This is a genomic window from Dictyobacter arantiisoli, from assembly GCF_008326305.1.
GTDB lineage: Bacteria > Chloroflexota > Ktedonobacteria > Ktedonobacterales > Ktedonobacteraceae > Dictyobacter > Dictyobacter arantiisoli.
In genome coordinates this window covers 1-21,452 of the sequence record NZ_BIXY01000104.1, presented here as the reverse complement: position 1 = coordinate 21,452, position 21,452 = coordinate 1, and the positions used below count along the sequence as shown (strand labels likewise).

General features: G+C 47.4%; 19 protein-coding genes. 5 read left to right on the top strand and 14 right to left on the bottom strand.

The window, feature by feature from the left end; translation table 11 throughout:
* Positions 1 to 319 precede the first annotated feature (319 nt).
* The 6 genes from F1593_RS24330 to F1593_RS24305 all read right to left on the bottom strand — a co-directional run bounded on the left by F1593_RS24330 (position 320) and on the right by F1593_RS24305 (position 6,027).
* Positions 320 to 1,204: an NAD(P)-dependent oxidoreductase gene (locus F1593_RS24330; RefSeq protein ID WP_149404155.1), complete on the bottom strand. Its 885-nt coding sequence runs from the start codon at positions 1,202 to 1,204 to the stop codon at positions 320 to 322.
* A 74-nt stretch (positions 1,205 to 1,278) separates the two neighbouring features.
* A complete protein-coding gene (locus tag F1593_RS24325) occupies positions 1,279 to 1,995 on the bottom strand; it encodes an ABC transporter ATP-binding protein (protein WP_149404154.1) in 717 nt (238 codons plus the stop codon).
* A complete protein-coding gene (locus F1593_RS24320) occupies positions 1,992 to 2,750 on the bottom strand; it encodes an ABC transporter ATP-binding protein (RefSeq protein WP_149404153.1) in 759 nt (252 codons plus the stop codon). The genes F1593_RS24325 and F1593_RS24320 overlap by 4 nt, the downstream gene beginning before the upstream one ends.
* Positions 2,743 to 3,780: a branched-chain amino acid ABC transporter permease gene (locus tag F1593_RS24315; protein WP_149404152.1), complete on the bottom strand. Its 1,038-nt coding sequence runs from the start codon at positions 3,778 to 3,780 to the stop codon at positions 2,743 to 2,745. Before F1593_RS24315 ends, F1593_RS24320 begins: the two co-directional genes overlap by 8 nt.
* On the bottom strand, positions 3,777 to 4,652 hold the full coding sequence (locus tag F1593_RS24310; RefSeq protein ID WP_149404151.1) for a branched-chain amino acid ABC transporter permease: 876 nt from the start codon (positions 4,650 to 4,652) through the stop codon (positions 3,777 to 3,779). The genes F1593_RS24315 and F1593_RS24310 overlap by 4 nt, the downstream gene beginning before the upstream one ends.
* 97 nt (positions 4,653 to 4,749) lie before the next feature.
* On the bottom strand, positions 4,750 to 6,027 hold the full coding sequence (locus tag F1593_RS24305) for an amino acid ABC transporter substrate-binding protein (protein ID WP_149404150.1): 1,278 nt from the start codon (positions 6,025 to 6,027) through the stop codon (positions 4,750 to 4,752).
* A gap of 695 nt (positions 6,028 to 6,722) precedes the next feature.
* Here F1593_RS24305 and F1593_RS24300 point away from each other — a divergent pair.
* The 3 genes from F1593_RS24300 (at position 6,723) to F1593_RS24290 (ending at position 11,351) form a co-directional block, all read left to right on the top strand.
* Positions 6,723 to 8,876 (top strand): methyl-accepting chemotaxis protein, encoded by a 2,154-nt coding sequence (locus F1593_RS24300; RefSeq protein WP_172632415.1) that lies wholly within the window; start codon positions 6,723 to 6,725, stop codon positions 8,874 to 8,876.
* Positions 8,877 to 9,047: 171 nt separating this feature from the next.
* Positions 9,048 to 9,740, top strand: a complete 693-nt coding sequence (locus F1593_RS24295; protein WP_149404148.1) for a DUF4388 domain-containing protein — start codon at positions 9,048 to 9,050, stop codon at positions 9,738 to 9,740.
* A 330-nt stretch (positions 9,741 to 10,070) separates the two neighbouring features.
* Entirely contained in the window at positions 10,071 to 11,351 is a 1,281-nt protein-coding gene (locus tag F1593_RS24290; RefSeq protein WP_149404147.1) for an ADP-ribosyltransferase, read from the top strand.
* 64 nt (positions 11,352 to 11,415) lie between these two features.
* Here F1593_RS24290 and F1593_RS29990 read toward each other — a convergent pair whose 3' ends face one another.
* Entirely contained in the window at positions 11,416 to 11,706 is a 291-nt protein-coding gene (locus F1593_RS29990; protein ID WP_216368977.1) for a histidine phosphatase family protein, read from the bottom strand.
* Complete coding sequence (locus F1593_RS24280) at positions 11,648 to 12,085, bottom strand: VOC family protein (RefSeq protein WP_149404145.1); 438 nt, start codon at positions 12,083 to 12,085, stop codon at positions 11,648 to 11,650. Before F1593_RS24280 ends, F1593_RS29990 begins: the two co-directional genes overlap by 59 nt.
* Before the next feature lie 316 nt (positions 12,086 to 12,401).
* Here F1593_RS24280 and F1593_RS24275 point away from each other — a divergent pair, with 316 nt between their 5' ends.
* Positions 12,402 to 14,807 carry a glycoside hydrolase family 95 protein gene (locus tag F1593_RS24275; protein ID WP_235932690.1) on the top strand — a complete coding sequence of 802 codons (2,406 nt, stop codon included), beginning with the start codon at positions 12,402 to 12,404 and terminating at the stop codon, positions 14,805 to 14,807.
* Between the two features lie 59 nt (positions 14,808 to 14,866).
* On the opposite strand, the gene F1593_RS24270 is transcribed toward F1593_RS24275, so the two are convergent.
* Together F1593_RS24270 and F1593_RS28635 are read right to left on the bottom strand one after the other, a co-directional pair.
* Positions 14,867 to 15,883 (bottom strand): zinc-binding alcohol dehydrogenase family protein, encoded by a 1,017-nt coding sequence (locus F1593_RS24270; RefSeq protein WP_149404144.1) that lies wholly within the window; start codon positions 15,881 to 15,883, stop codon positions 14,867 to 14,869.
* 159 nt (positions 15,884 to 16,042) lie between these two features.
* Positions 16,043 to 16,183 (bottom strand): hypothetical protein, encoded by a 141-nt coding sequence (locus tag F1593_RS28635; RefSeq protein WP_172632414.1) that lies wholly within the window; start codon positions 16,181 to 16,183, stop codon positions 16,043 to 16,045.
* Between the two features lie 531 nt (positions 16,184 to 16,714).
* Between F1593_RS28635 and F1593_RS24265 the strand changes: the two genes are divergently transcribed.
* Positions 16,715 to 17,227 (top strand): pentapeptide repeat-containing protein, encoded by a 513-nt coding sequence (locus tag F1593_RS24265; protein WP_149404143.1) that lies wholly within the window; start codon positions 16,715 to 16,717, stop codon positions 17,225 to 17,227.
* Positions 17,228 to 17,405: 178 nt separating this feature from the next.
* Here the strand turns inward: F1593_RS24265 and F1593_RS24260 are convergent, their stop codons facing one another.
* From F1593_RS24260 to F1593_RS24245, 4 genes are all read right to left on the bottom strand, one after another.
* Positions 17,406 to 18,551, bottom strand: a complete 1,146-nt coding sequence (locus F1593_RS24260; RefSeq protein WP_149404142.1) for a hypothetical protein — start codon at positions 18,549 to 18,551, stop codon at positions 17,406 to 17,408.
* A 94-nt stretch (positions 18,552 to 18,645) separates the two neighbouring features.
* Entirely contained in the window at positions 18,646 to 19,527 is an 882-nt protein-coding gene (locus tag F1593_RS24255; protein WP_149404141.1) for an ABC transporter ATP-binding protein, read from the bottom strand.
* 151 nt (positions 19,528 to 19,678) lie between these two features.
* The gene (locus F1593_RS24250) at positions 19,679 to 20,491 is read right to left on the bottom strand and encodes an ABC transporter permease (protein WP_149404140.1); all 813 of its coding nucleotides are present in this window, start codon (positions 20,489 to 20,491) and stop codon (positions 19,679 to 19,681) included.
* The gene (locus F1593_RS24245) at positions 20,484 to 21,206 is read right to left on the bottom strand and encodes a hypothetical protein (protein ID WP_149404139.1); all 723 of its coding nucleotides are present in this window, start codon (positions 21,204 to 21,206) and stop codon (positions 20,484 to 20,486) included. Before F1593_RS24245 ends, F1593_RS24250 begins: the two co-directional genes overlap by 8 nt.
* Positions 21,207 to 21,452: the final 246 nt, after the last annotated feature.

Here is a 21,452-nt window from a genome sequence, read left to right as displayed (position 1 = left end):
ATGGATCGTGTCGGCGTGTGCAATGTTGCCCGACAGATGCGCTATTTTGATGCATCGTATGACAAGGCTCTTGATCTCTTGCTCACTGGCTACTGTTCCGTTTTTTAGAATTGGAAAGCCCTGGAAATTTGGGTTACTGATCAGTGATGCGGTGTGGTTCTCCCAATGGGATTGGGATGATAGGACTGCATTGGACAAGCTTATAATTCATGACTGTGCCAGAGCACACGTTGTGAGACAAAACTGGGATGGAGAGAGGTTGCTCCTCCCTCCATCCCCATCTCATTCTCTCCGTCCTGAGCGGGCAGGAGAGAGCTGTCTAGTCGTGACTTACTCCTGAGATCCTTGCCAGCGCTTCAAACATGATCGCGAAATCTTCTTCCGCCAATCCCATGCCACGTGCCATGGTTAACGTTTCATTTGCGATGGCTACACCTGGCAGAGGAACATTCAGGGTACGGCCCAACTCCTGCGCCAGCAGGAGATCTTTTTGCATCATATTCACATTAAACCAGGGATTGGCCGGCTTGTTGAGAATAAAAGGGGCGCGATACTTTAATGAAGGAGATGCTAACACGCTATTCAAAAATACCTCTAGTGCGGTCTCTCGCGAGATGCCTCCTTTTTCGGCCAGGAGTATGCCTTCGCTGAGCGCCTGGAATTGTACCGCCAGACTTAGATTGAGGGCAATCTTCATCAGAACAGCTTTTCCATTCTCTCCAACATAGGTTGCCCTGGGGCCAATGGCAAGCAGGACCTCTTTAATCTGTTCAAAGGTGGCCTTATCGCCGCCAATCATCAGCGATAAATTACCCTGCTCAAGCGTAATAACACTGCCTGAGACAGGCACATCCAGCATCTTTGCGCCCTTAGCTGCTACTTGTTCGGCCAGAGCCTGACTGAAGGTAGGGCTGACCGTACTCATATCGACATAGACTTTGCCGGGTGTGAGGCCAGCTAAGATGCCATTGGGACCGCCGGTTACCTCTTGTAAGGCAGCGGTATGAGAAACCATCGTGAAAACGATGTCTCCTGCTTGTGCTACATCGAAAGGGGAATCAGCCCAGAGCATACCCGCATCCAGAAGCCACTGCGCCTTGGATTGTGTTCGATTATAACCAGTTACCGTATGACCAGCAGCCAATAAACGCTGAGCGATTCGTCCACCCATCTCGCCAAGTCCTACAAAACCAACATGAGCCATTACTCTCTCCTTTATCGATTGCAATCAATATCACGTTCAGCATATCCAATGCGACCGCATTTTTGATAGACATGCTATTTGACAGTGCCACCCAGATACAAACTGCCAATCTCTGGATTGTGCAGGACATCCTGAGCGCTGCCTTCCATGCGGACCTTGCCACTTTCCAATACCAGTCCATGCGTCGCTACAGAGAGGCCCGCACGTACGTTTTGTTCTACCAGCAAGATCGTTTTGCCAATCTCTTGCATCGCCTTCATACTGTCAAATATCTGTTTTAAGGTCTTTGGATCGAGTCCCATCGAGGGTTCATCTAACAGTATAAGTGTAGGATCAAGCATCAAGGCACGGGCAAACTCTATCAGACGCCGTTGACCGCCAGAGAGGTTCACTGCTCGTTCGCTGGCGCGTTCTTTTACCAGTGGGAACAGCTCTTCCACTTCCTGTAGCCGTTTGTTCACCAATGCGTTATCGCGTAAGAGATAACCACCCAGACGCACGTTTTCCTTGACTGTCATTTCAGGGAACAGACTATGTTCCTGGGGAACCTGTACGATACCAAGCGAGAGAATCTGGCTCGTTGAGCGCCCGGCGAGGGATTGACCATTAAAGATAACTTTCCCTTGACGCGTCTTGAGCAGTCCGCTGAGCACACGGAGTACCGTTGATTTGCCTGCCCCATTGGGGCCCACAATACAGGTGGTCGTTCCTTTTTCCAGGGAGAAGCTCAGGCCTTTCAGAATATCACTGCCGTCATAGCCAGCGACGACGTGTTCGCACTCTAGAATCATTCCAATCCTCCCCCCAGATAGGCATCCAGGACAGCTGGATTGCTACGCACTTCTGCCCCTGTGCCCTGAGCAATAATATTTCCTTGATGCATCACCGCGACCTGCTGGCAGAGGTTCATCACAAATTCCATGTTATGCTCTACAATCAGGAAGGTCAGCCCCTGTTGATGGAGTTCACGGATGCGATCCGCCAGATAGAGAATCATGGTTGGATTGACGCCACCGGCAGGTTCATCCAGCAGGATAATCTTTGGATCAGCAATTAAAATGAAGGCAAATTCTAGCAGTTTTCTCTGCCCATAGGAAAGATTACCCGCCAGAAGATCTTTGTGTTTTGTGATCCCGACAAAATCGAGCAGTTCCAATGCCTTGCGCCGCTCATGTGCCGCACTCCAACTGCTAAACATATTTCCCTTGCCCTGTCGCTGTACAGCCACATGCATATTTTCCAGCACCGTCAATTTGGGGAAGATGCGGGTGAGTTGGAAGGTCCGCCCGATACCGAGCTTAAAGATTTGCTCCGGCTTTGACTGGGCGATACTCTTGCCCTGGAAACGTATATCACCACTATCGATACGTTCATAGCCGGTAATTGCATTGAACAGAGTCGTCTTGCCAGAGCCATTTGGACCAATCAGTCCGGTGATTGAGCCAGCCTGAATATTCAATGAGCAATTTTCAAGTGCCCGCAAGCCGCCAAAAGCCTTCGATATTGTGGATACCTCTATAACATTATTCTGTATCTCTTTATCCATTCTTCCCCTCCTTAACCGCCAGGCGTTCTGAATCAGTGCTCTCTGCTGAACTGGATGGGATCGGAGTTGACTCATGAGAAGCTCTCATTTTGGATACAAGCTTAAAGAGTGAGGGAACGATCCCTTCTGGGAGCAAAAGGATAACCACCAGGAGCAATCCTCCGAAGAGAATTAAATCCAATCCGACCGTACTAAATTGTAAGGACATATACTGTTGGAGTGTTTCCAGTAACAAGGCTCCAATGATGGGTCCAGCCAGAGTACCGACGCCACCAAAGAAGGCCATCAATGCGACCGCAATATCGAACAGGGGATCAAAGGCTTCGGCTGGGAAAACGGTACTGGTAAAGTAAGAGATCATAGCGCCCACCGTACCGGCAAAGAAAGCAGAGATCATCAGGGCGATAAGCTTGTACATGGTCGTGTTGATACCAAGGCTCCTGGCTCGATCTTCATCTTCGCGAATAGCCAGTAAGCCCAATCCGAATTTTGAGTGACGGATCAGCCAGGAAACGCTGACTGCAACCACCAGCAAAATCAGTGCGCCATAGTAAAAAGGCATATTGAAAAAATCGCCGGTCCAGGAGGGCAATGGTAAGGTGATACCAGCGGAACCACCGGTAAATCCCTCCAAATTGTAGGCCAGCAATTGCATGATAAACAGGGTTGCTACCGTCACGACAACAAACACATGCCGGCGTGTACGCAGAATAATCCATCCCACCGGAAGGGCAAAGACGGCAGCGATCAATCCTGCTACAAGCACAAATGCAAATGGTGTATAGCCGCCAGCAATATTCCATTTCTGGCAAATCAACGCCAATGAATAAGCGCCCACACCCGAAAAAACAGCATATCCTAATGAGACATACCCGGTATAGCCAGAAAAAATATTCCAACCAGCGGCAGCTACGGCGAAGATAACGGCAAAAAAAGCTACCGACGTTGTGCTGGGATTAGAAAAGATGAGTGGGAAAATAGCCAGGAACACCAGAATGATAAGTAGAATGATTGACTCGGCCTTTTTCATTGCTTTCTTCCTTCAACTTTCCCGAACAAGCCTTGCGGTCGGAATATTAAGAGAATTACCAGGAGAACGAAGAAAACGGTGCTTGACCAGACTGGCGACCAGAGCACATCCGTCACGGCACCTATCACAAGCATGAATAGGGATGCCACCATGGAACCGCGCAAACTCCCCATCCCTCCCAGCACGATAATTACCAGCAGTCGTGAGATAAGATCGTAGGAACTGGCCGCGTTAAAAGCATTTGTCGCACCAAAGGCCATGCCACCGGCCGCTGTCAGCGCCACCCCCAGGCCAAAGGTAATCCCCGAAACGCGCTCTACATTGATGCCGATCAGCATCGCAGCGGTACGATTTTGCATCGCGGCACGCATGCTATAACCAAAACGTGTGCGGTAGATGACAAAATAAAGGGCTGCCAGCAGAGCGATACTCATCACTGCTGTAAAGAGATACATGTAAGATATGTAGAAGCCAAAAACAGGGAAAGAGGCATCAACATAAGATGCGTTCAAACGGACGGTTGAGGCTGTAAAGAAAAAATTTAAGAGACCTTCGATCACAAGACTAATAGCATAGGTGACGAGAAGCGAGAGCATTACCCGATTTTGTCGAATACGGCGAATAAAGGCCCATTCAATACCAATACCTAAAAAGAACATAAATGGCATCGTGATAAAGAGACCCAGGAAAAGATCAATATGCAGATGTTGTTCCAGAATGTAACTGAGATATGCGCCCAGAACAACAAAAATACCTTGAGCAACGTTGATAATGTCCATTACTCCAAAAATGAGGGTCAGGCCAGAAGCCATGAGTGCATAGACACTACCAGTTAAGAGACCCAGGATAATTGCTTCAGTAAGGAGTGCCATCGTGCAAACCTTTCTCTCTGTATGGGATATGCGGAAGTAGGTAGAAAGAAAAGAGAGCAGCCCCGCTGAACTACTCTCTTCTGCCTGCACAATGAGACTAGGACCAGGATTTTTTAGGATACTCTGGATTCGCCTGTGCCTGGTTGGCTGGATATACAGGGATCAATTTACCACCCTGCCATTGGAAGAGGAATGGTTCTGCAACGGTGTTTTCACCATCACTGGCAAACTTTACGGGACCCTGAATCGAATTAAAAGTATCGCCCGAATGCAGTTCCTGGATCAGTTTGCCGTTATCGAGGCTATGAATTTTCTCAACTGCTTGCTGGAGTACCTGTCCAGCTGAGAAGGCTTCGACCGAGTCCGCACTGATATCATTAGCTGTACCACCATATTTAGCAATATATGCACTGGTGAAATCAGTATTTTGATAGGATTTGATGGTCGGGAACCAGCCGTTGTTTGGAACGAAGACACCTTCTGCCTTGGATACACCACCCAGAGGATCGGTAAACTGGTTTCCCTGGTCAGGACCGGCTGTCTCAATCAAGGCTTTAGGATTGAAATGCTGTTGGATAAATGCTTTGGTCAGCGCAACCGCATCAGTCTGACTGGTTGTACCGAGAATCACCACATCGGGATGGCTGTTAATAGCCTTTTGGGCAATTGGCGCATAATCGGTCGTTTCAGCTGGATAAACATTATAGAGGGCTGTGGTAATGCCGCCTTTTTCCAGTTGCGTTTTGGCACTATCGACCTGTGGTTGTGTAAAGAAATCATCTGCTGTTACATAGGCAATCGATTTGGGGCGTTGTGCTGCGGGTAAGGCCAGCAGATAGTACACAAAGCTTGTCAAATAGTTTTTTGCTGAGAGCGAGACTGAGAACAGGTTGGGGAATTTGGCATCGAAAATCGAGGGGGCAACACCGGCACCTTCAATAAATGCGTAGTTGTAGCGCTTGGCTATAGGCGCGGCGGCCAGTGTCAGGCTGGATGAATAGGGGCCAAGCACCAGATCATCATGATTTGCATTGATCAATTTTTGATAATCACTGACTACCTGGGTCTTTGTGCTATTATCATCTAAAATATCGAGTTGCACCTTACGATTAAGAATGCCCCCATGCTGGTTAACATAGTCCGCCCAGATTTGATATCCCTGCTCAAGAGCTTTTCCATCTGCTGAGAAGTCTCCCCCTTTTGAGACGGTCAAACCAATTTTGATAGGGGTACCGGACTGAGTACTTGATCCGGATGTATTCCCGGTTCCAGAGCTATTTGACTGATCACAAGCACTTAGCGCTACGACCATGCATGCCGCAAGGAGAAGCGCTACGACTTTGCCGATCTTGAAGCCTTTAAGACTGGCTATCATGTTTCATTTACTCCCAATCTGCTAAATTTCTAAAGCAATGGTAACTGAAAATTGCTCTTTGCTTGAGGAGCTGATAAATATTACTTACTAACTACTGATGATATGAGGAAGCCAGCATTGAGTTTTTTCTATTTTCGATAGCAATAGCCATTTTCTGTAAAGGTACATAATAATTCAGTATAAGTAAGAACATAAATACAAAAAGGTTGTTCTCTATGTATTTATGTATTGTCTATAAATGCTCTTCACCAGAAAGCGCTATCGCACTAATATAAATAAAACAACTAACTACTTCCCGCGCCCACTTTAACAGAAGCTATTAATATTTGCAAGTAGAATTATTATTTATAGCTAAATAGGATTGTCTACCAATTATACTAGCTTGTTTACGGAAAAGTTTTGCTAGCTTACAAATACTACTTCGCTACGGAAATAGTTTGCTTACTTTTGTCACCGTCTACCCATGATAGTATTATATTCTGAATTATGAACCTTAATTTCACAAAGTGGCTTTTATACTTTATAATCAGATGGAATTATTGCTTCACCAACCGTCTCCGCATACTCTATAAATATAAGTTTTTATTTGTAAAAAGATTTATAAGAGTAATTGCCCGATTTGATGATTATCAGGTGACGTGATATATTACGGGAAAGGACTCATAAACATGGCAAGCTCAATGAGAAGTGTGCGTATGTTCAGGAATTTACGTATATTTCCTCGTCTGCTCATTCTTTTTGTCACACTTGTGATTATTTCTAGTACTGCAATTGGTTTCCTGGATTATTTTTATCTTCAAGCATCAAATACACATGCAGAAGCCGTTACGACGAGTTTTTCTGCGCAGCAACTTGCAACAGAGCAGCAAGTAAACCTGGAGCGTATGAATGCTTTGTTGCAGGCTCGTTTTGCTCAGATTTTTGCAAGCTCAAGCCCACAATTACATGGTGATCCTTCTTTGGCGGCATCCGGAGGATTGATTGAAAGCGATATCGCTGCACGTGAGATCGATTTTGATCAGACATTAACAACGTACGCAAGTAATTATAAAATTGCCAGCTCAGATAATATGCTCGTTGTGCGTAATATCTTACAGAGCAATAGTACAAACACTCCTTTAATTCATGATCAACAAATTGCACTGGATTTAGTATCGTCCCAACAATGGAAAGACTACAAAAATTTACAAGATCGCGTCTTAAGTGCCCTGAATAATCCCAGATCAGATTATACAGAGGACTATGCCTTGCTCTATCAGGCCAATGCGAAATTTCTGGTATTGCAAAAGAACTGGAACACGGTTGTAAATACCGCGACAACAGTTGGTCAGGCGGTGACTGGACTGACCAGTTCCGAGATTATTCCCTTGCAGACCGCGACCATTGTCGCCATCGCACTGACAATTCTGATTATTTTAGCCACGGCTTATATTGTCAACATTAGTATTTCACGTCCTTTGCGACAACTGGCAGGCTTGACCAGACGCATCTCCACTGGCGATACCAGTGAACGTGCGCAGGTCGAGGGACGGGATGAAATACAGATGGTGTCTGTATCTATGAATGCGATGTTAGATAATATTGTTTCGTTGATACGCGAGGCACAGGCGCGACATATCGCCCTACAAACGCAGATAGGGAAACTTGTAAAGGATATTCAGGGAATTGGTGAAGGAGATCTGCGCGTCCATGCTGAAGTGACCTCAGAGAGTAATCTGGAAGCACTGGCAGCCTCATTCAATTATGTCGTTGCGGAACTGGGATCTATTGTGGTCAAATTTAAAACCCTTGCTAATGAAGTAGAACGCGCCACCATACAAGCGTACGATGAAATGCTTCAGGTGGTAGATGATACCGACAAACAAATTCAGCAGATTACCACAGCAACCAGTCAGGTTCTAGAACTGGCAAGCGCCAGTCGACACGTAGCTGAGCGAGCCCAGGCACTTTCCCTTACCGGTGACGAAGCCTACATGACTGCTCAAAATGGACGGAGTTCCGTCGCTAAAGCCTCGAGTGGTATTGTGCGTATCGGTCACCATGTGGACTATACCATTGCTCGCGTGAAGAGGTTGGAAGAGCGTTCACAAGAGATTGATACCATTGTGAAAATCATTTCTGGTGTGGCCAACCAGACCAATCGCCTTGCCCTGGATGCGGCTATTCAGGCTGCTATGGCTGGTGAAAACGGGAAAGGATTCAGAGCCATCGCAGAGGATATTCGTCGCTCAGCAGAATCAGCCAAAGCGCAGGCTATCATGGTTGAGCGAATTGTGAAGCAGGTAATTGAAGATATTCAAGCCGTCTCCAGTTCTATGGTGGATACGGAGGTAGAAACGGCCACAGGCATCAAATTCTCACAAGAAGCTGGCACTTCATTTGATGCCATCTTCTCCTCTATTGAACGGCAGGCTCAAGAGATTGGCAGTATTAACCGCGTTGCCAAACAACAATTAGATATTTCCAATCTGGTAGTGCAGCTGATGCAAAATGTTTCTGCTTCAACCCAGCAGAGCAGCCGCAGTATTCATGATGAAGCAGAACACATCGAAGGTGTTGCTCAGCTAGCCGAACGTTTGTTAGCTTCCGCCGAAGTTTTCAAACTACGAGATGACCAGGATATTTTCGCGCAAGCCAATGCCGCAAATCAAGTTTATCCAGCGTCGGATAATCAGGACATCTATTATAATGATAGTTCTTCTCCACTGCCAGTAGATAGAAATAGTCCTTATAACCAAACATCTCCATCCAACAATCAGCTTGCTCTATCCCAATCTTCTATGCGATTTCGCAATAAATTGGGACAGGAAAGTCGGTTCCAGCAGAACCAGGAATGGCCACAAAAATAGCCATAGCACAAAAACTTGCCATTTTGATCGCTCTCTCCTTGTGAGAGATTCCCGTGAAAACTTATTTCATAGGCAAGACCAGGAAGAGAAGTATATTGTACAATTCTCTTGCCTGGTATTGTCTATGAAATAACAGTGTGTAAATTAAAATTACTGGTATTGGAGAAAGACGTGTCACAACAGCAAGGGAGAATAACTGATAGCCTGGCCCAAGTCATCAGCACTATTCAACAAAACCGTATGTCAGGTGATTTAAGAGTCAGGCGTGCGGAAGAAACGGCCAATGAAATAGGTATGATAGTATTTATCGATGGTCAGGCCATCAGGGCTCAGGTTGGTGTACAACAAGGTGCAGCTGCTTTTGAAACCTTACGTACCTGGCAACGATGCATTTTTATTTTCGCTCCTCGTTCCGTGAGCAACTCGTTTCAAGCACTATCGCCATCACAGACGAATTTACCGCAGTATAACCCACAATTACCTTCTCAATACAGCCCACAATTACCTTCTCAATACAGCCCACAATTACCTTCTCAATACAGCCCACAATTACCTCCTCAATACAGTCCAGCGCTACCTCCACCGACGACGCATCAGCTGCCCTCTTCTCCAGGTCAGACGGGAGAACAACCTCTCGTTCCTATTCCACTCATGGCAATCCCCCGTGCTACCATGTCGGTTGTGAAGGCAATTGGCATAATTAATAATGCTGGCCTGCCACGAACCTGTCGCCAGATTTTGTTATTAATCGATGGCCAGCATTCAGTCAATGATCTCGTTGCGCTCTCCAATATTCCCCATGAAGAGACATTAAAAATGCTGCGAGCATTGGAACATTTATCTATTATTATCATACCCAGATAAACACGCTAAACACGTAATCCAACACTCTGGCTCCTTTTATCTTGCGTCGGAAGACGCTTTTTTTATTGGTGCAATAGTATTTATCCTGCATAATGCGTTCCAATTATCCTTAAAATAGTATGTACTTATTTTTATGACAATGTTCTATTTAATAGAACCGCATTTTTGACTGCTCTATCAAATAAGAGTAGCGTTATGACTGCATATTGATTGAATCTATGGTAGGTGATAGGAGGTACACATGAGCCAAACGAACATTGAAGCGATTCATCAGTACACGTTATCCCTCATCCCGATGATATACGTGCTAAAACAAGGAGATTTTGATTTATGATAGGAGATAGTATAAATGAAACAAGAGAGTCGTTGCCTGAGCATAGTGAAGCTATAAGCGGGATTGCGAAAGAGTTCTATCAAAAATCATGGGAAGTGCAAGAACAATTAGCACTGGATGACCACCTGAAAAATCGTCAAAAAGACATCTATCATTTGTTGTCTGATAGCGAATCAGGTGAGAGCGCCTTTGAGATATGTCTGAACCAACTTTCAGAACCTGCAAAACTGGCGGTGAAGGAATATCTTGATTTTACAGATCCTCTTCTGCAAAGAATAGACTCAGCTTTTAAAGTGGAAGGGAATTTTAACCCTGATAAAGTCAAAAATTTTTTTGACACAATATATGCTCTTGAATACATGAATGACGATCTGGAGGTTGCCCTGTTCTGGTATAAAGAAGCTGGGCATGCAATTATGAATAAATTCTGTCGTAATCCTGAGCAGTTTAGCATCCATGATCTAACGGATGATGAAATTGATGATATAATTTCTTATAGTGGTGACATCGGCGAAAGAACATACTGCGATGATACTCCAGAAAGCTCTCTGGAAGAGAAAATTGCCCTTTTTCGCACCACGGTGGATGAAGCCCTTTTTTATAAGGATGTCCAACAAAGTGTAGAAGCGCTCGACTCTTTTTTATCTGAACAATCGCTTCCTATCGACACAATCTTGATCAGAGATATGCAATTGGGCAAAGACATGCAATTTCCAGGATTGGAAAGAGGAAAGCAAGATCTGCCTTCTGGAGAGCCTGGAAAGTATTTAAAAAATGCTGCCTTTACCTCAACCTCTATTAATCCTTTCCATTGCTATCAAGATTTACTAGAAGAAGTTAAAGGTGAAGTGGAAGATACATCTGTTCGTCTCTTTCTGTTTGCTCCCGCTGAAACACCAGGCGCATACATTGACCATTTTGCAAGTGGGTTTGGTGAGTATGAATTTCTTCTGCCTCGTTCTTCAAGCATCAGAATTGAGCAGATAAGAGAGCTCGATACTGCCAACTTTACTGAATTAGATCACGCAATTTTGACCTTTTTGCCCAAAAAGCTGATCTATGGAGAGATACAATTATCCCCCGAGCCAACGCAGACGCGAGATGATGGACAATCCTCTTCTCAGAGTGAAATGGTGGAGGATACTCAGCGGAGTCAACTTGCCCGAGGTATTACAGAACGTGATGTTCGTCTACTCTATTCTGATGCACAGGAAGATCCACAAGCCGAGGGAGAGGATTTTTCTCTGCAGTTTTACAGGCAACGGCAAAAACAGTAGTCGTCTAACAAACCTCTCATCTGTGCCTCACCATGGCGAATCAAGTACAGTTGAGTCATGCTTCTCATTCTCTTGTGGGAAAGGGTTTTGTAATGCGTTGCTTGCGTTCTGTCTCGATCTGCGTAAATGGATATTGGGTTAAATCCCCATAATCGCACTCGCACAACCTGGCATCGACCCGCATTGGCAGATTGTATTCTGCAAAGGCAATCCGGGTCGTCGTAGTTGCTCGCTGGAGATCGGAGAATGGGAAGTATCGTGCTTCCCATCCTTTCTTCGTATTGCTGATAGCTGGATTACTGGATGCAGAATTCGTTGCCTTCAGGATCGGCCAGGGTAATCCAATAATCTCCACGGAGGTCGTAGCGATAGAGTTCGTGAGCGCCAAGTGCTTTCAGGCGCGTAACTTCGTTATTCAAATGCTCAATCCGGGCTTCCGCTGACTCCTGGTTCCCTGATTTGTTGATATTGAGATCTAGATGGACGCGATTTTTGACTGCTTTAGCTTCAGGCACGCGTTGAAAGTAGATACGCGGCCCCTGCTGATCGGGATCGACAATAGCCGAAGCACTGTCCCATTCAGATTCTGGAACGCCAGTTTTTTGCAACCAATCCTGCCAGGAGTCATAGCCCTCTGGTGCATCCTGTATCTTATAGCCTAGCGCTTGCGCCCAGAATTGAGCCAGTTGTGCAGGATGTGCACAGTCAATCGTGATTTGGATCTGCGTTGCCATGTCTCTCCTCTTTCTGCTTTAGGGTGAATGAACTTTCTATCTATCAGTATAGCCAGGAAAGCGGACATCTTTGATCCTATTTAAGTTGTTGTCTTTTATCCTTCTTAGCGCACTTGTCACATTCTGACACTTTCACCAAATATTTGTCCTCATTCATAAAGATGAAATTATTCTTATAGAGTGAGATAATACTTACATAAACATGTAGTTTGGATGGAAGGGATCTGTGATCATTTTAAGTGAGGTGTGACATTGGAAAAGCAGGACGCATCGATGCACTTGCTACAAATGATAGCTTTTGAAAGGTATAGATAATTTGGGTATTTCTACTACTGCCGATACGATGAAGTTATGGTATCGTCAACCTGCTGCGCAGTGGGTGGAAGCGTTGCCGCTAGGGAATGGCCGTCTGGGTGCTATGGTGCATGGCGGCATCACTGAGGAGCTAATACAGCTCAATGAAGATACCCTCTGGTCAGGGGAACCGCACGATATCAATAATTACGATGCGGCGAACCATTTGGCGACGGTCAGAAGGTTGGTTTTGGAGGAGCAAAAGTATGCGGAAGCCGATGCCGCTATACAACATATGCAAGGTCCCTTTAATCAGGCCTACCAACCGCTCGGCAATCTTCGAATCAAATTTGAGCATGGGGATCAGGTAACAGACTATCGCCGAGAACTGGATCTGGCGACGGCCATCGCAAGCGTAGCCTATCGTGTAGGGGAAATCACCTTTGTGCGTGAGATCTTCTCCTCGGCTGTGGATGATTTGATTGCGGTGCGTATCACCACTGATAGACCTGGCGCTATCTCGCTTTCGATCAAGCTGGAGAGTCCCCATCCAACTGTCGCGACCGAGCTATCAGGTCTGGATTGTATCCGCATGGCTGGTCGTTGTCCCATTCACGTAGATCCGCACTATTATGATAGCGGTCACTCGCTTGTCTATGATGAAAGTGAAGCTGCCAGGGGTATGCGCTTTGAGAATCAGGTGCAGGTACTGCTTGAGGGTGGACATTTATTGACTAATGCTGATAATACGCTCACGGTTGAGGATGCCGATAGCGTCCTGCTGCTGCTGGTTGCGAAAACCAGCTATCAGGGCTTTGATGCTATTCCAGACCTGCCTGCCTCGGATTTGATCGTTGCTTGCCAGGCTCAACTCGCGGCGGTTACGCATAAGCATTACGAGGAGCTACGCAGTGCGCATCTCGAAGATTATCGGCGTCTATTCCAGCGAGTTGAGCTTGCGGTAAGTGGGGATGATAAGTCTGAGATGCCTACCGATGAGCGGTTAGAGGTTCTCAAGCAGGGGGCGGAAGATCCTCACCTGAGCGTATTGTATTTTCACTATGGTCGCTATCTGCTGATTGCAAGCTCCCGTCCTGGTTCACAACCGGCGAACTTGCAGGGGATCTGGAATACTCAGGTTCGTCCTCCCTGGAGCTGTAACTGGACCATAAATATCAACACACAGATGAATTACTGGCCCGCTGAGACCTGTAATCTTGCGGAATGCCATACACCTCTGTTCGATTTGATTGATGGCTTGAGTATAAACGGCGAGAAAACTGCCCGGGCATATTATGATTCTGAAGGATGGGTAGCTCATCACAATGCCGATCTCTGGCGCAGCACGTCGCCTGTGGGCGATGGTACTGGATCGCCGCAATGGGCTAACTGGCCGGTGGCCGGTGGCTGGCTTTGTCAGCATCTCTGGGAGCACTATGCCTTTTCGAAGGATCTGACATTCCTGGCTGAGCGAGCCTATCCTGTGATGCAGAAGGCTGCTGTGTTCATCCTCAATTTCCTGGTAGAAGATAAGCAGGGCAGATTGATCACCTGTCCATCCATCTCCCCGGAGAACGTCTTTATCACCGCTGATGGTAAAGAGGCAGCCACCAGCGCGGGCGCAACCATGGATATCGCTTTGATCCACGATCTCTTCAGCCATTGTATCCAGGCAAGCGAGCTATTGGGAATCGATACCGCGTTTGCCGAGCGATTGACCGAAGTTCGAAGTCGCCTGTTTGTCCCGCGCATTGGTTCAGTCGGTCAGTTGCAGGAATGGTGGGAGGAATTTGACGAGTTGGAGCCAGGACATCGGCATATGTCCCATTTGTTTGACCTCTATCCCGGAGATCAAATCACGCCTGAGCATACGCCGATGCTGGCACAGGCTGCGCGTAAATCCCTGGAGATCAGATTGGAGAATGGTGGAGGCTATACCGGTTGGAGTCGCGCCTGGGTAATCGCTTTCTGGGCGCGGCTTCATGAAGGAAATCTGGCGCTGGAACACATGCTCAAGTTGTTAGAGATCTCGACGGCCCCCAATCTCTTTGATCTTCATCCCCCTGATTTCTTTCAGATTGATGGAAACTTTGGTGCTACCGCTGCCATCGCCGAGATGCTGTTACAGAGTCATGCCGGAAAAATCTCTTTCTTGCCAGCCTTACCCGATGCCTGGGATACTGGATCTGTGAAGGGCTTACGCGCCCGTGGCGGGTTGGAAGTTGCTATTACGTGGGACAAAGGGCGCGCGAGCGAAATCGCCTTGCGAGCCACGCAAGATGGCGACTACCTGCTTCAGGCCCCACATCATCAACGTATCGTTGCGGTCCAGAATCAGGCCAATCACGCCATCTCATGGCGTGAGCAGGATGGTCTGGTCGTGCTGCATGTGCAGTCCGGTCAGAGTTATATTCTCCATCTTCAATAACCAATCTTTAAGTGTCCTCCTGTCTGTAGAGACAGACAGGAGGAACCTTGTTATACGATCTAGAATTGTTCCAGGACTACTTTTCCGATCATGCTACCCTGCTCTACCAGCGCGTGGGCCTGGCGCAGGTTAGCGGCATTGATGGATGTGATACGTTTGGTCAGCGTGGTCTTGATTTTGCCAGCATCGATAAGATCAGCCACTGCGTTGAGCAGGTTATGCTGCTCGATCATGTCGGCTGTCTGATACATCGAGCGGGTATACATAAACTCCCAGACAAAGGTCGCACTTTTGTTTTGGAGCGCCGATAGATCCACCGGGTTATGCATTTCCACAATACTACAAATTTTCCCCTGTGGTGCGATTGTCTCTACCATGTTGTTCCAGTGTTTGTCGGTACTATTTAAGCAAAAGATGTAATCAACTGTCTTGAAGCCGAGTTGTTTCAGTTGCGGTGCAAAGGATTGGCGATGATTGATCACATGGTCTGTGCCATGCTCTTTCGCCCATTGAATGCTTTCAGGACGAGATGCCGTACCGATAACGGTCAGGCCAGCCCACTTAGCAATCTGTGTCGCGATAGAGCCAACCCCTCCAGCGGCACCGATGATCAGAATGCTTTTACCCTGATTCTGGGCTGGTTGTTGTGAGATGCCCATGCGGTCAAAGAGGCCCTCCCATGCGGTCAGGGTCGTCAGAGGTAACGCGGCAGCCTCTGCGAAATCAAGGCTGGTCGGCTTGCGGCCCACAATGCGCTCATCTATCAATTGATACTCGCTATCGCTCCCCGGACGCGTAATATCACCTGCATAGTAGACCTGATCGCCGAGTTTGAAGCGCGTACACTGTGGACCAACCGCTTCAACCACGCCAGCGGCATCCCAACCCAGAATGCGGGCTGGATTCTCCTTCTGCGCTTTAGGAGAGCGTACTTTAACATCCACGGGATTCACTGAAACCGCTTTGACGGCAACCAGTAAATCGTGTCCGGCTGGTGTCGGTTTTTCAAGTTCCAGATCAACCAGGCTCTCTGGATCACTGATCGGTAAATATTTATATAATCCAATTGCTTTCATAGTTTAATAATCTCCCCTGCTTTTCTTTTATAATAAATGGTCCTACAAAAGATAAACACAATTTCTATCTATTCATCTTGATCAGACATCTGCATGGAGTCTTCGGAGCAGGTAGGCATCCAGATCGGGATGCTGAGGATTGCTGAGGACGGTTTCGATTCAGGCATTGCGTTCAAACCAGCATACCGCCAGTTCCCAGACACAAAACTCTGCTCCCGGCAGCCAGTGATAGTGCAGATTACCACCGTGTCCTTTTGATGCCCCATAGACATGATGTGCACGATATCTTGCTCGAACCACCAGTTTACCATAATATAATCCCCGCATTCACCTTCATGAACGATCACATATGCGACCCCGTAATGCTTGTCGGTGATAGCGGGCTGCGGAAGACGCTGCTCGATGATCTTCTTTACAGCTTGAACTTACAAGGGGTCAGTTTTTGTTGGCATGCCACATGTTGCACCATATTTATATATTTCGATTAATATTGCAATTGTTTTTAAAATAGTGTATACTAAAAATAGTTCACGAAGAATTCGTGAACTAATCCCCTTGAAAAAATTCTGATTTGAAATAGTGTTCAGAGCCTTTTTCTATCATAAAAGACTATTGCTCTGGATACTGTCTGTTTTGTGTGTTCGTCTTCTCTTTCCACTCAAGGATAAATTAAACCAGGTGGAACGAAATCATTCTTTGTTAATCCTTGTGTTCCGGCCCACGAACAGTGTTCCTGGCAACAACTCAAAGTCCCTAGCATTGAGGCGAGGTAATTTTTTACTGAGCTTTCTATGCATATTCATACAAGTCTACCGATAAGGAAGTGAACCTATGGCAAATCCAAAACATCTCGCTATGCTGGCATCTGGAAAAAATCTTTGGAACAAATGGCGCCGCGAATTTCCTGATGTCCAGGCTTTAGAGCCTGATCTACATGGGGCTGATCTGCGCAATGTCAACCTTCATGGTATCGACCTGCATGGGGCTGATCTCACAGAGACCAATCTACAGGGAGCGGATCTGAGCTATGCGAATCTGATTGAAGCAGATTTACGCAATGCCAGGTTGAGTGGCGTCGATTTGAGTGATGCCAACCTGTATAAGGCTCGCTTACACTGGGCGGATCTGCATAATGCGAACCTTTGCCATACGAATCTCGTACGAGCTGATTTCAGTAATGCTGATTTGCGTGGGGCTGACTTGAGTGGCGCAGACATGAACAGAACGATTACTGATAACGCGAAATTTGATGAATCCTATCAACCTGGCGGTGAACATGGTAAAGTGGCTCCTCAAAAGAGTCAGGATACCAGAGAGAAAAAGCCAGTAGGAGCGGGTGCCTGAGGACGCAAGGAGCTATGCTGCCTGTTCCTTTGATAAGGTTTTTTTTAGATTGGGCGTGCTAATAGGGTTCACTGAAATTGTTTGATAGGTGCATTTGAGTGCTTTGTAACCCTCACCGTAAAAGTTGAGGGTTACAAGATACCAACCGGGCAATCATCCTCTTTCGACCTCCTCTGGGTCATGTATTGCTGGTCGTCTTCGATTGGGGTTGGGGTTGGGCAATATAGCTGGGCCCGAGGTTTGCGGTAGCGATATCCGCAGCCAGTGGATCACGTGCATCCTGAATACCCCACTGATAAAGCAAACGCCCGCGCCGCTGTAATTCCTTCGCGTAAGCGCCACCTGTGTAGAGTGTGGGATCGGCACGAGATGCGGTCAATTTGTCGACTGGTCCCAGGTAGAGTGTGGCATCGGCCATGGCAGAACGTGGGAGCGCCGTTCCCAGGCTGGTTTGCGTTGTCTGATCACCCAGCCATGTCTGCGCCAGCGGGATCAATGAGGGATGTGCGAAGGTGGCTATCTGTCTGCCAGCAGGCGTATGATTATCCATTTTTGTCATGAGCAGATCAATGATATACATAGAGCGTGGATGTCGTCGTTCGATACGCGCACTAACATTTGGCGGAGCCTGATCCACCGGCAGCGAAGGATCGCCGTCGGAGATGGCACCCCGCAAAAAATGATTTCCGCCTGCGAGCAGGAGGGCGTGTCGGCCTTTTTGTAATACCTCATGCTCGATTACATCCGCATAGTGAGCATCGCGTTGTCGCACATAGTCTATCCATTGGTCGCGCTGCTGTAGCTTGCTCCAATCGATAGGTGCATCCCCCAGGAGTACACGCAAGCGGCGCGCTGCTGGCAATTGTGCATTGACCGCGCGTACTTTATGGAAGAACTGCTCATAGACAGGCGCATCCCATACTGGATTTGAGCCACTGATACCCGTATTGCGCCAGACCTGACGTAACTCCTCATTCGCGACCGGCTCGCCCGCGATAAAGCGATCCACACTCTCCTGATAGAGTGGATTGCCGAACTCCACTACAATATCATTGATCTTTGTGGGCAGAGTTGGATGATAAAGCAAGCCAGTGAGGAGATCATGTTCCTCCTGGAGTTGATGTGCTTCACTGATAGCAACCAATGGTCGCATGCTCAGTGCATCTAGAATACCTTGAATGGCCTGTTGCGTTTTGACTGGAGCGCTAGCGGGTCTGGTCAGAATCATGTTCTGGCTGGCATAGATGGAGCATGCTGCAGTCGCTACGGTAGCCCCGCTCCATAGAAGAAAAGCACGCCGAGATTTTTTAAGAGCTGAATGCATGTTTATAATGATTCCTCTATTTTTTTCTGATATATTTTTATACTTTTTATGCGTAGTAATATTTCTCTGCTTATCGAGAGAGGGAGATTATAGGTCATGCTACTGGCATAGCCTGATGGTGCATAAACCAGACATAGCTATCTTCCAGGCTGGGCTCGGTTGCTACTGCTTGCTCATCTGCTCCGGGTGTACCAACGACGCGGTACTGTACGCTTGTTCCCAGGTGAAGTGTCGAGACGATGGTGCAATTGCTGCCGGGACGAGTTCCATTGGTAGTCAGCAACCAGACCTTGCCCTGCGTCTGTTGCAGCAACTGCTGGATGGTGCCTTGAAATATGACCTGGCCTTTTTGCATAAGCGCGATATTCTGACAGGTCTGCGCGATATCCTCAACGATATGCGTGGAGAGCAGAATGGTGCGTTCACCCGCCAGATCCGATAACAGATTGCGAAAGCGAATGCGCTCCTCGGGATCAAGACCGGCTGTTGGCTCATCGACGATAAGCAGGCGTGGATCGTTAAGCAGGGCCTGTGCGATGCCGACGCGTCGCTTCATCCCACCAGAATAGGTTTTAATCTTGCGCTGAGCCACCTGTTGTAGGGCGACCATCTCTAAAAGCTCTTCAACACGCTGTTTGCGTGTGCGATCATCATCTAATCCTTTTAGCAATCCGATATAGTCCAGAAATTCGCGGGCGCTCAAATCGGGATAAAGTCCCACTTCCTGGGGAAGATAACCAAGCGTCTGCTGAATAGCCAGCCGCCCTTGCTCACTTGTTCCATCATAAGGACCGACCTGGATCTGCCCGCTGCTTGGATGCAAAATTCCGGCCAGTGTGCGCATCAATGTCGTTTTGCCAGCTCCATTGGGTCCCAACAGACCAAACATACCGCTGGGGATGGTCAGGGTCAGATTTTGTAAGGCATGTACATTGCCATGATAGATTTTATTAAGCTGTTTTATGATGACATCCATGTTGTTTTCCTCCTCTAATTCGCCTGTATGCGTATTGATTCCTTCATTTTGTAGCTCTGAACAAAGCATATCCTGTCACGAGCATTTTGTGATGCGACCCTGGATGTGTTTCTGCGTCGCGACTCCAGACCTATTGATTTCTCCGTTTTGTCTATAACTTTTGCAGTTGCCAGTTCTGATAGCTGCCAAGTGCCAGTATGATCAGTATTGAAAGTGTCAGGAGGAGCAACAGGCTCATACATCCCGTGAATACGCTGGCATACGCAATCGGGAAGAGGGTATAGCCAAAGAATCCGCTACTCATATAGCCGCCGACCGGCGTGAGAATGGTGGTACTGATGGTGGGAATATTGCGTGGCACATAGAGATTACCCCAGAACCAGTAACCCAGGAATAAGAATTGATAAAGTGGCGGCCAGATCAAGGTTGGTAGTGCAGTTGCGCAGGCCCCTACAAAGAGCACGCCGGGTAGCACAATTGTGGCGAATGTTGCCAGTGCCAGAGGGAGTACCAGTAAGGAGCGCGATAGGAACAGAATGACGGCGATGCCGAGACAGTAGAACAGGAAAATCGGTAATAGCGTTGCCAGTGTGCTGCCCAGGAATTTTCCAAACAACCGCGCTGTCTGTGAGCCAGGGAGCGTTGTGAGTAGCTCCTGCACGCCTGTACGCTTATCGCGTGGCAAACGGTCGGCGATCAAAATGCCCAATGCGGCAGGTAGTAAGTAATTGATACTATTTGTCCAGATCACCACTGTCAGCATCGGTGGTGTCAGACGTAAGGACAATAGCAGATCATGCAACGTGACTAAGCGGCTCATCAGGCCCAGCATCAAGAGTTCGCTTAATAGCAGCACAATCCATAGTACTGGCCGTCGCAATTGCATATGGAACTCATATTTGAACGCGCCCCGGAAGGCAGTAAAGCTCTTTCTTGACTGTTTTGCCTCTCTTTGCTTACTCATGGTGTATTCCTTTCAAGATATGTTCACGATTGCGCAATAGTAGCCAGCTTAAGATGAACAGGAGCAGGGCCATTCCCAGGATCTCGCTGCGCGTGCTGAGCCAGTCGGAGATGGTTGGTTCCAGTGTGGTTGGAAAGAGAAACAGGGGGCGTAGCCAGGGATTATGCGGCAAGAGATTCTTAATAAAGAGCATCTCAAGTAGCCAGATGGTTGAGAGTAACGCACCTCCCGCTGTACGGCTGTGCGTGAGCAGGGTAATGAACATACCCAATGCTGTGAACCAGAGCAGAGGTGCTAACCAGAGTAATTGATCTCCTACTAATGCCAGCAGCAGTGGCAAGCTCTGCATCTGCTGTGGCTGTATGTCTGGACGGAGCAGGATCAAGATCAGTGTTGCACCAAGGGCGAGCAAGGCTGACCAGCCAAGCGTCAGGAGTGCTCGTCGCATCGCCGTAGCTGCAAAGGTGCGAGGAAAGGTTAGTTGTATTTCTAGCGCGGCATCCCGGGTACAGGTGGTCGAGACAATAATGCCCATGGCTATGGGCAGAAACATTTCTAGCCCCGCCACAAAGAAGCGTGTGGGATCAATCCCCATTATCAGTAGCAGAACAGCAAAAAGCAGAAAGCCACTCAAAAGCATGATTGGCGCTGCTAGAACGATCCATCCCAGGGCATGGATATCGTAACGCAGGCTTTTATGCGAAGTATGAAGCATAGGTATCTCCCATCATTTATATCTGTATGTGTTCTGGAGCAAGTTTACCTGCCAGAATGTGTTTTGGGATGCAGCTATAGTCGGGTTTTTATAGCAGGTCTCCAGTCCTGTTCATAACAGAACGGGTGCCATTCATTTTTTTGCGCCGCCAAAATGGTAAAATAAAATGGTAGTAAGAAATTTCACCAAAAGAAAGGTGGGCGAGATCATGAATGCAGAAGACCTGGAAAAGCGTTGGCAGCAAAA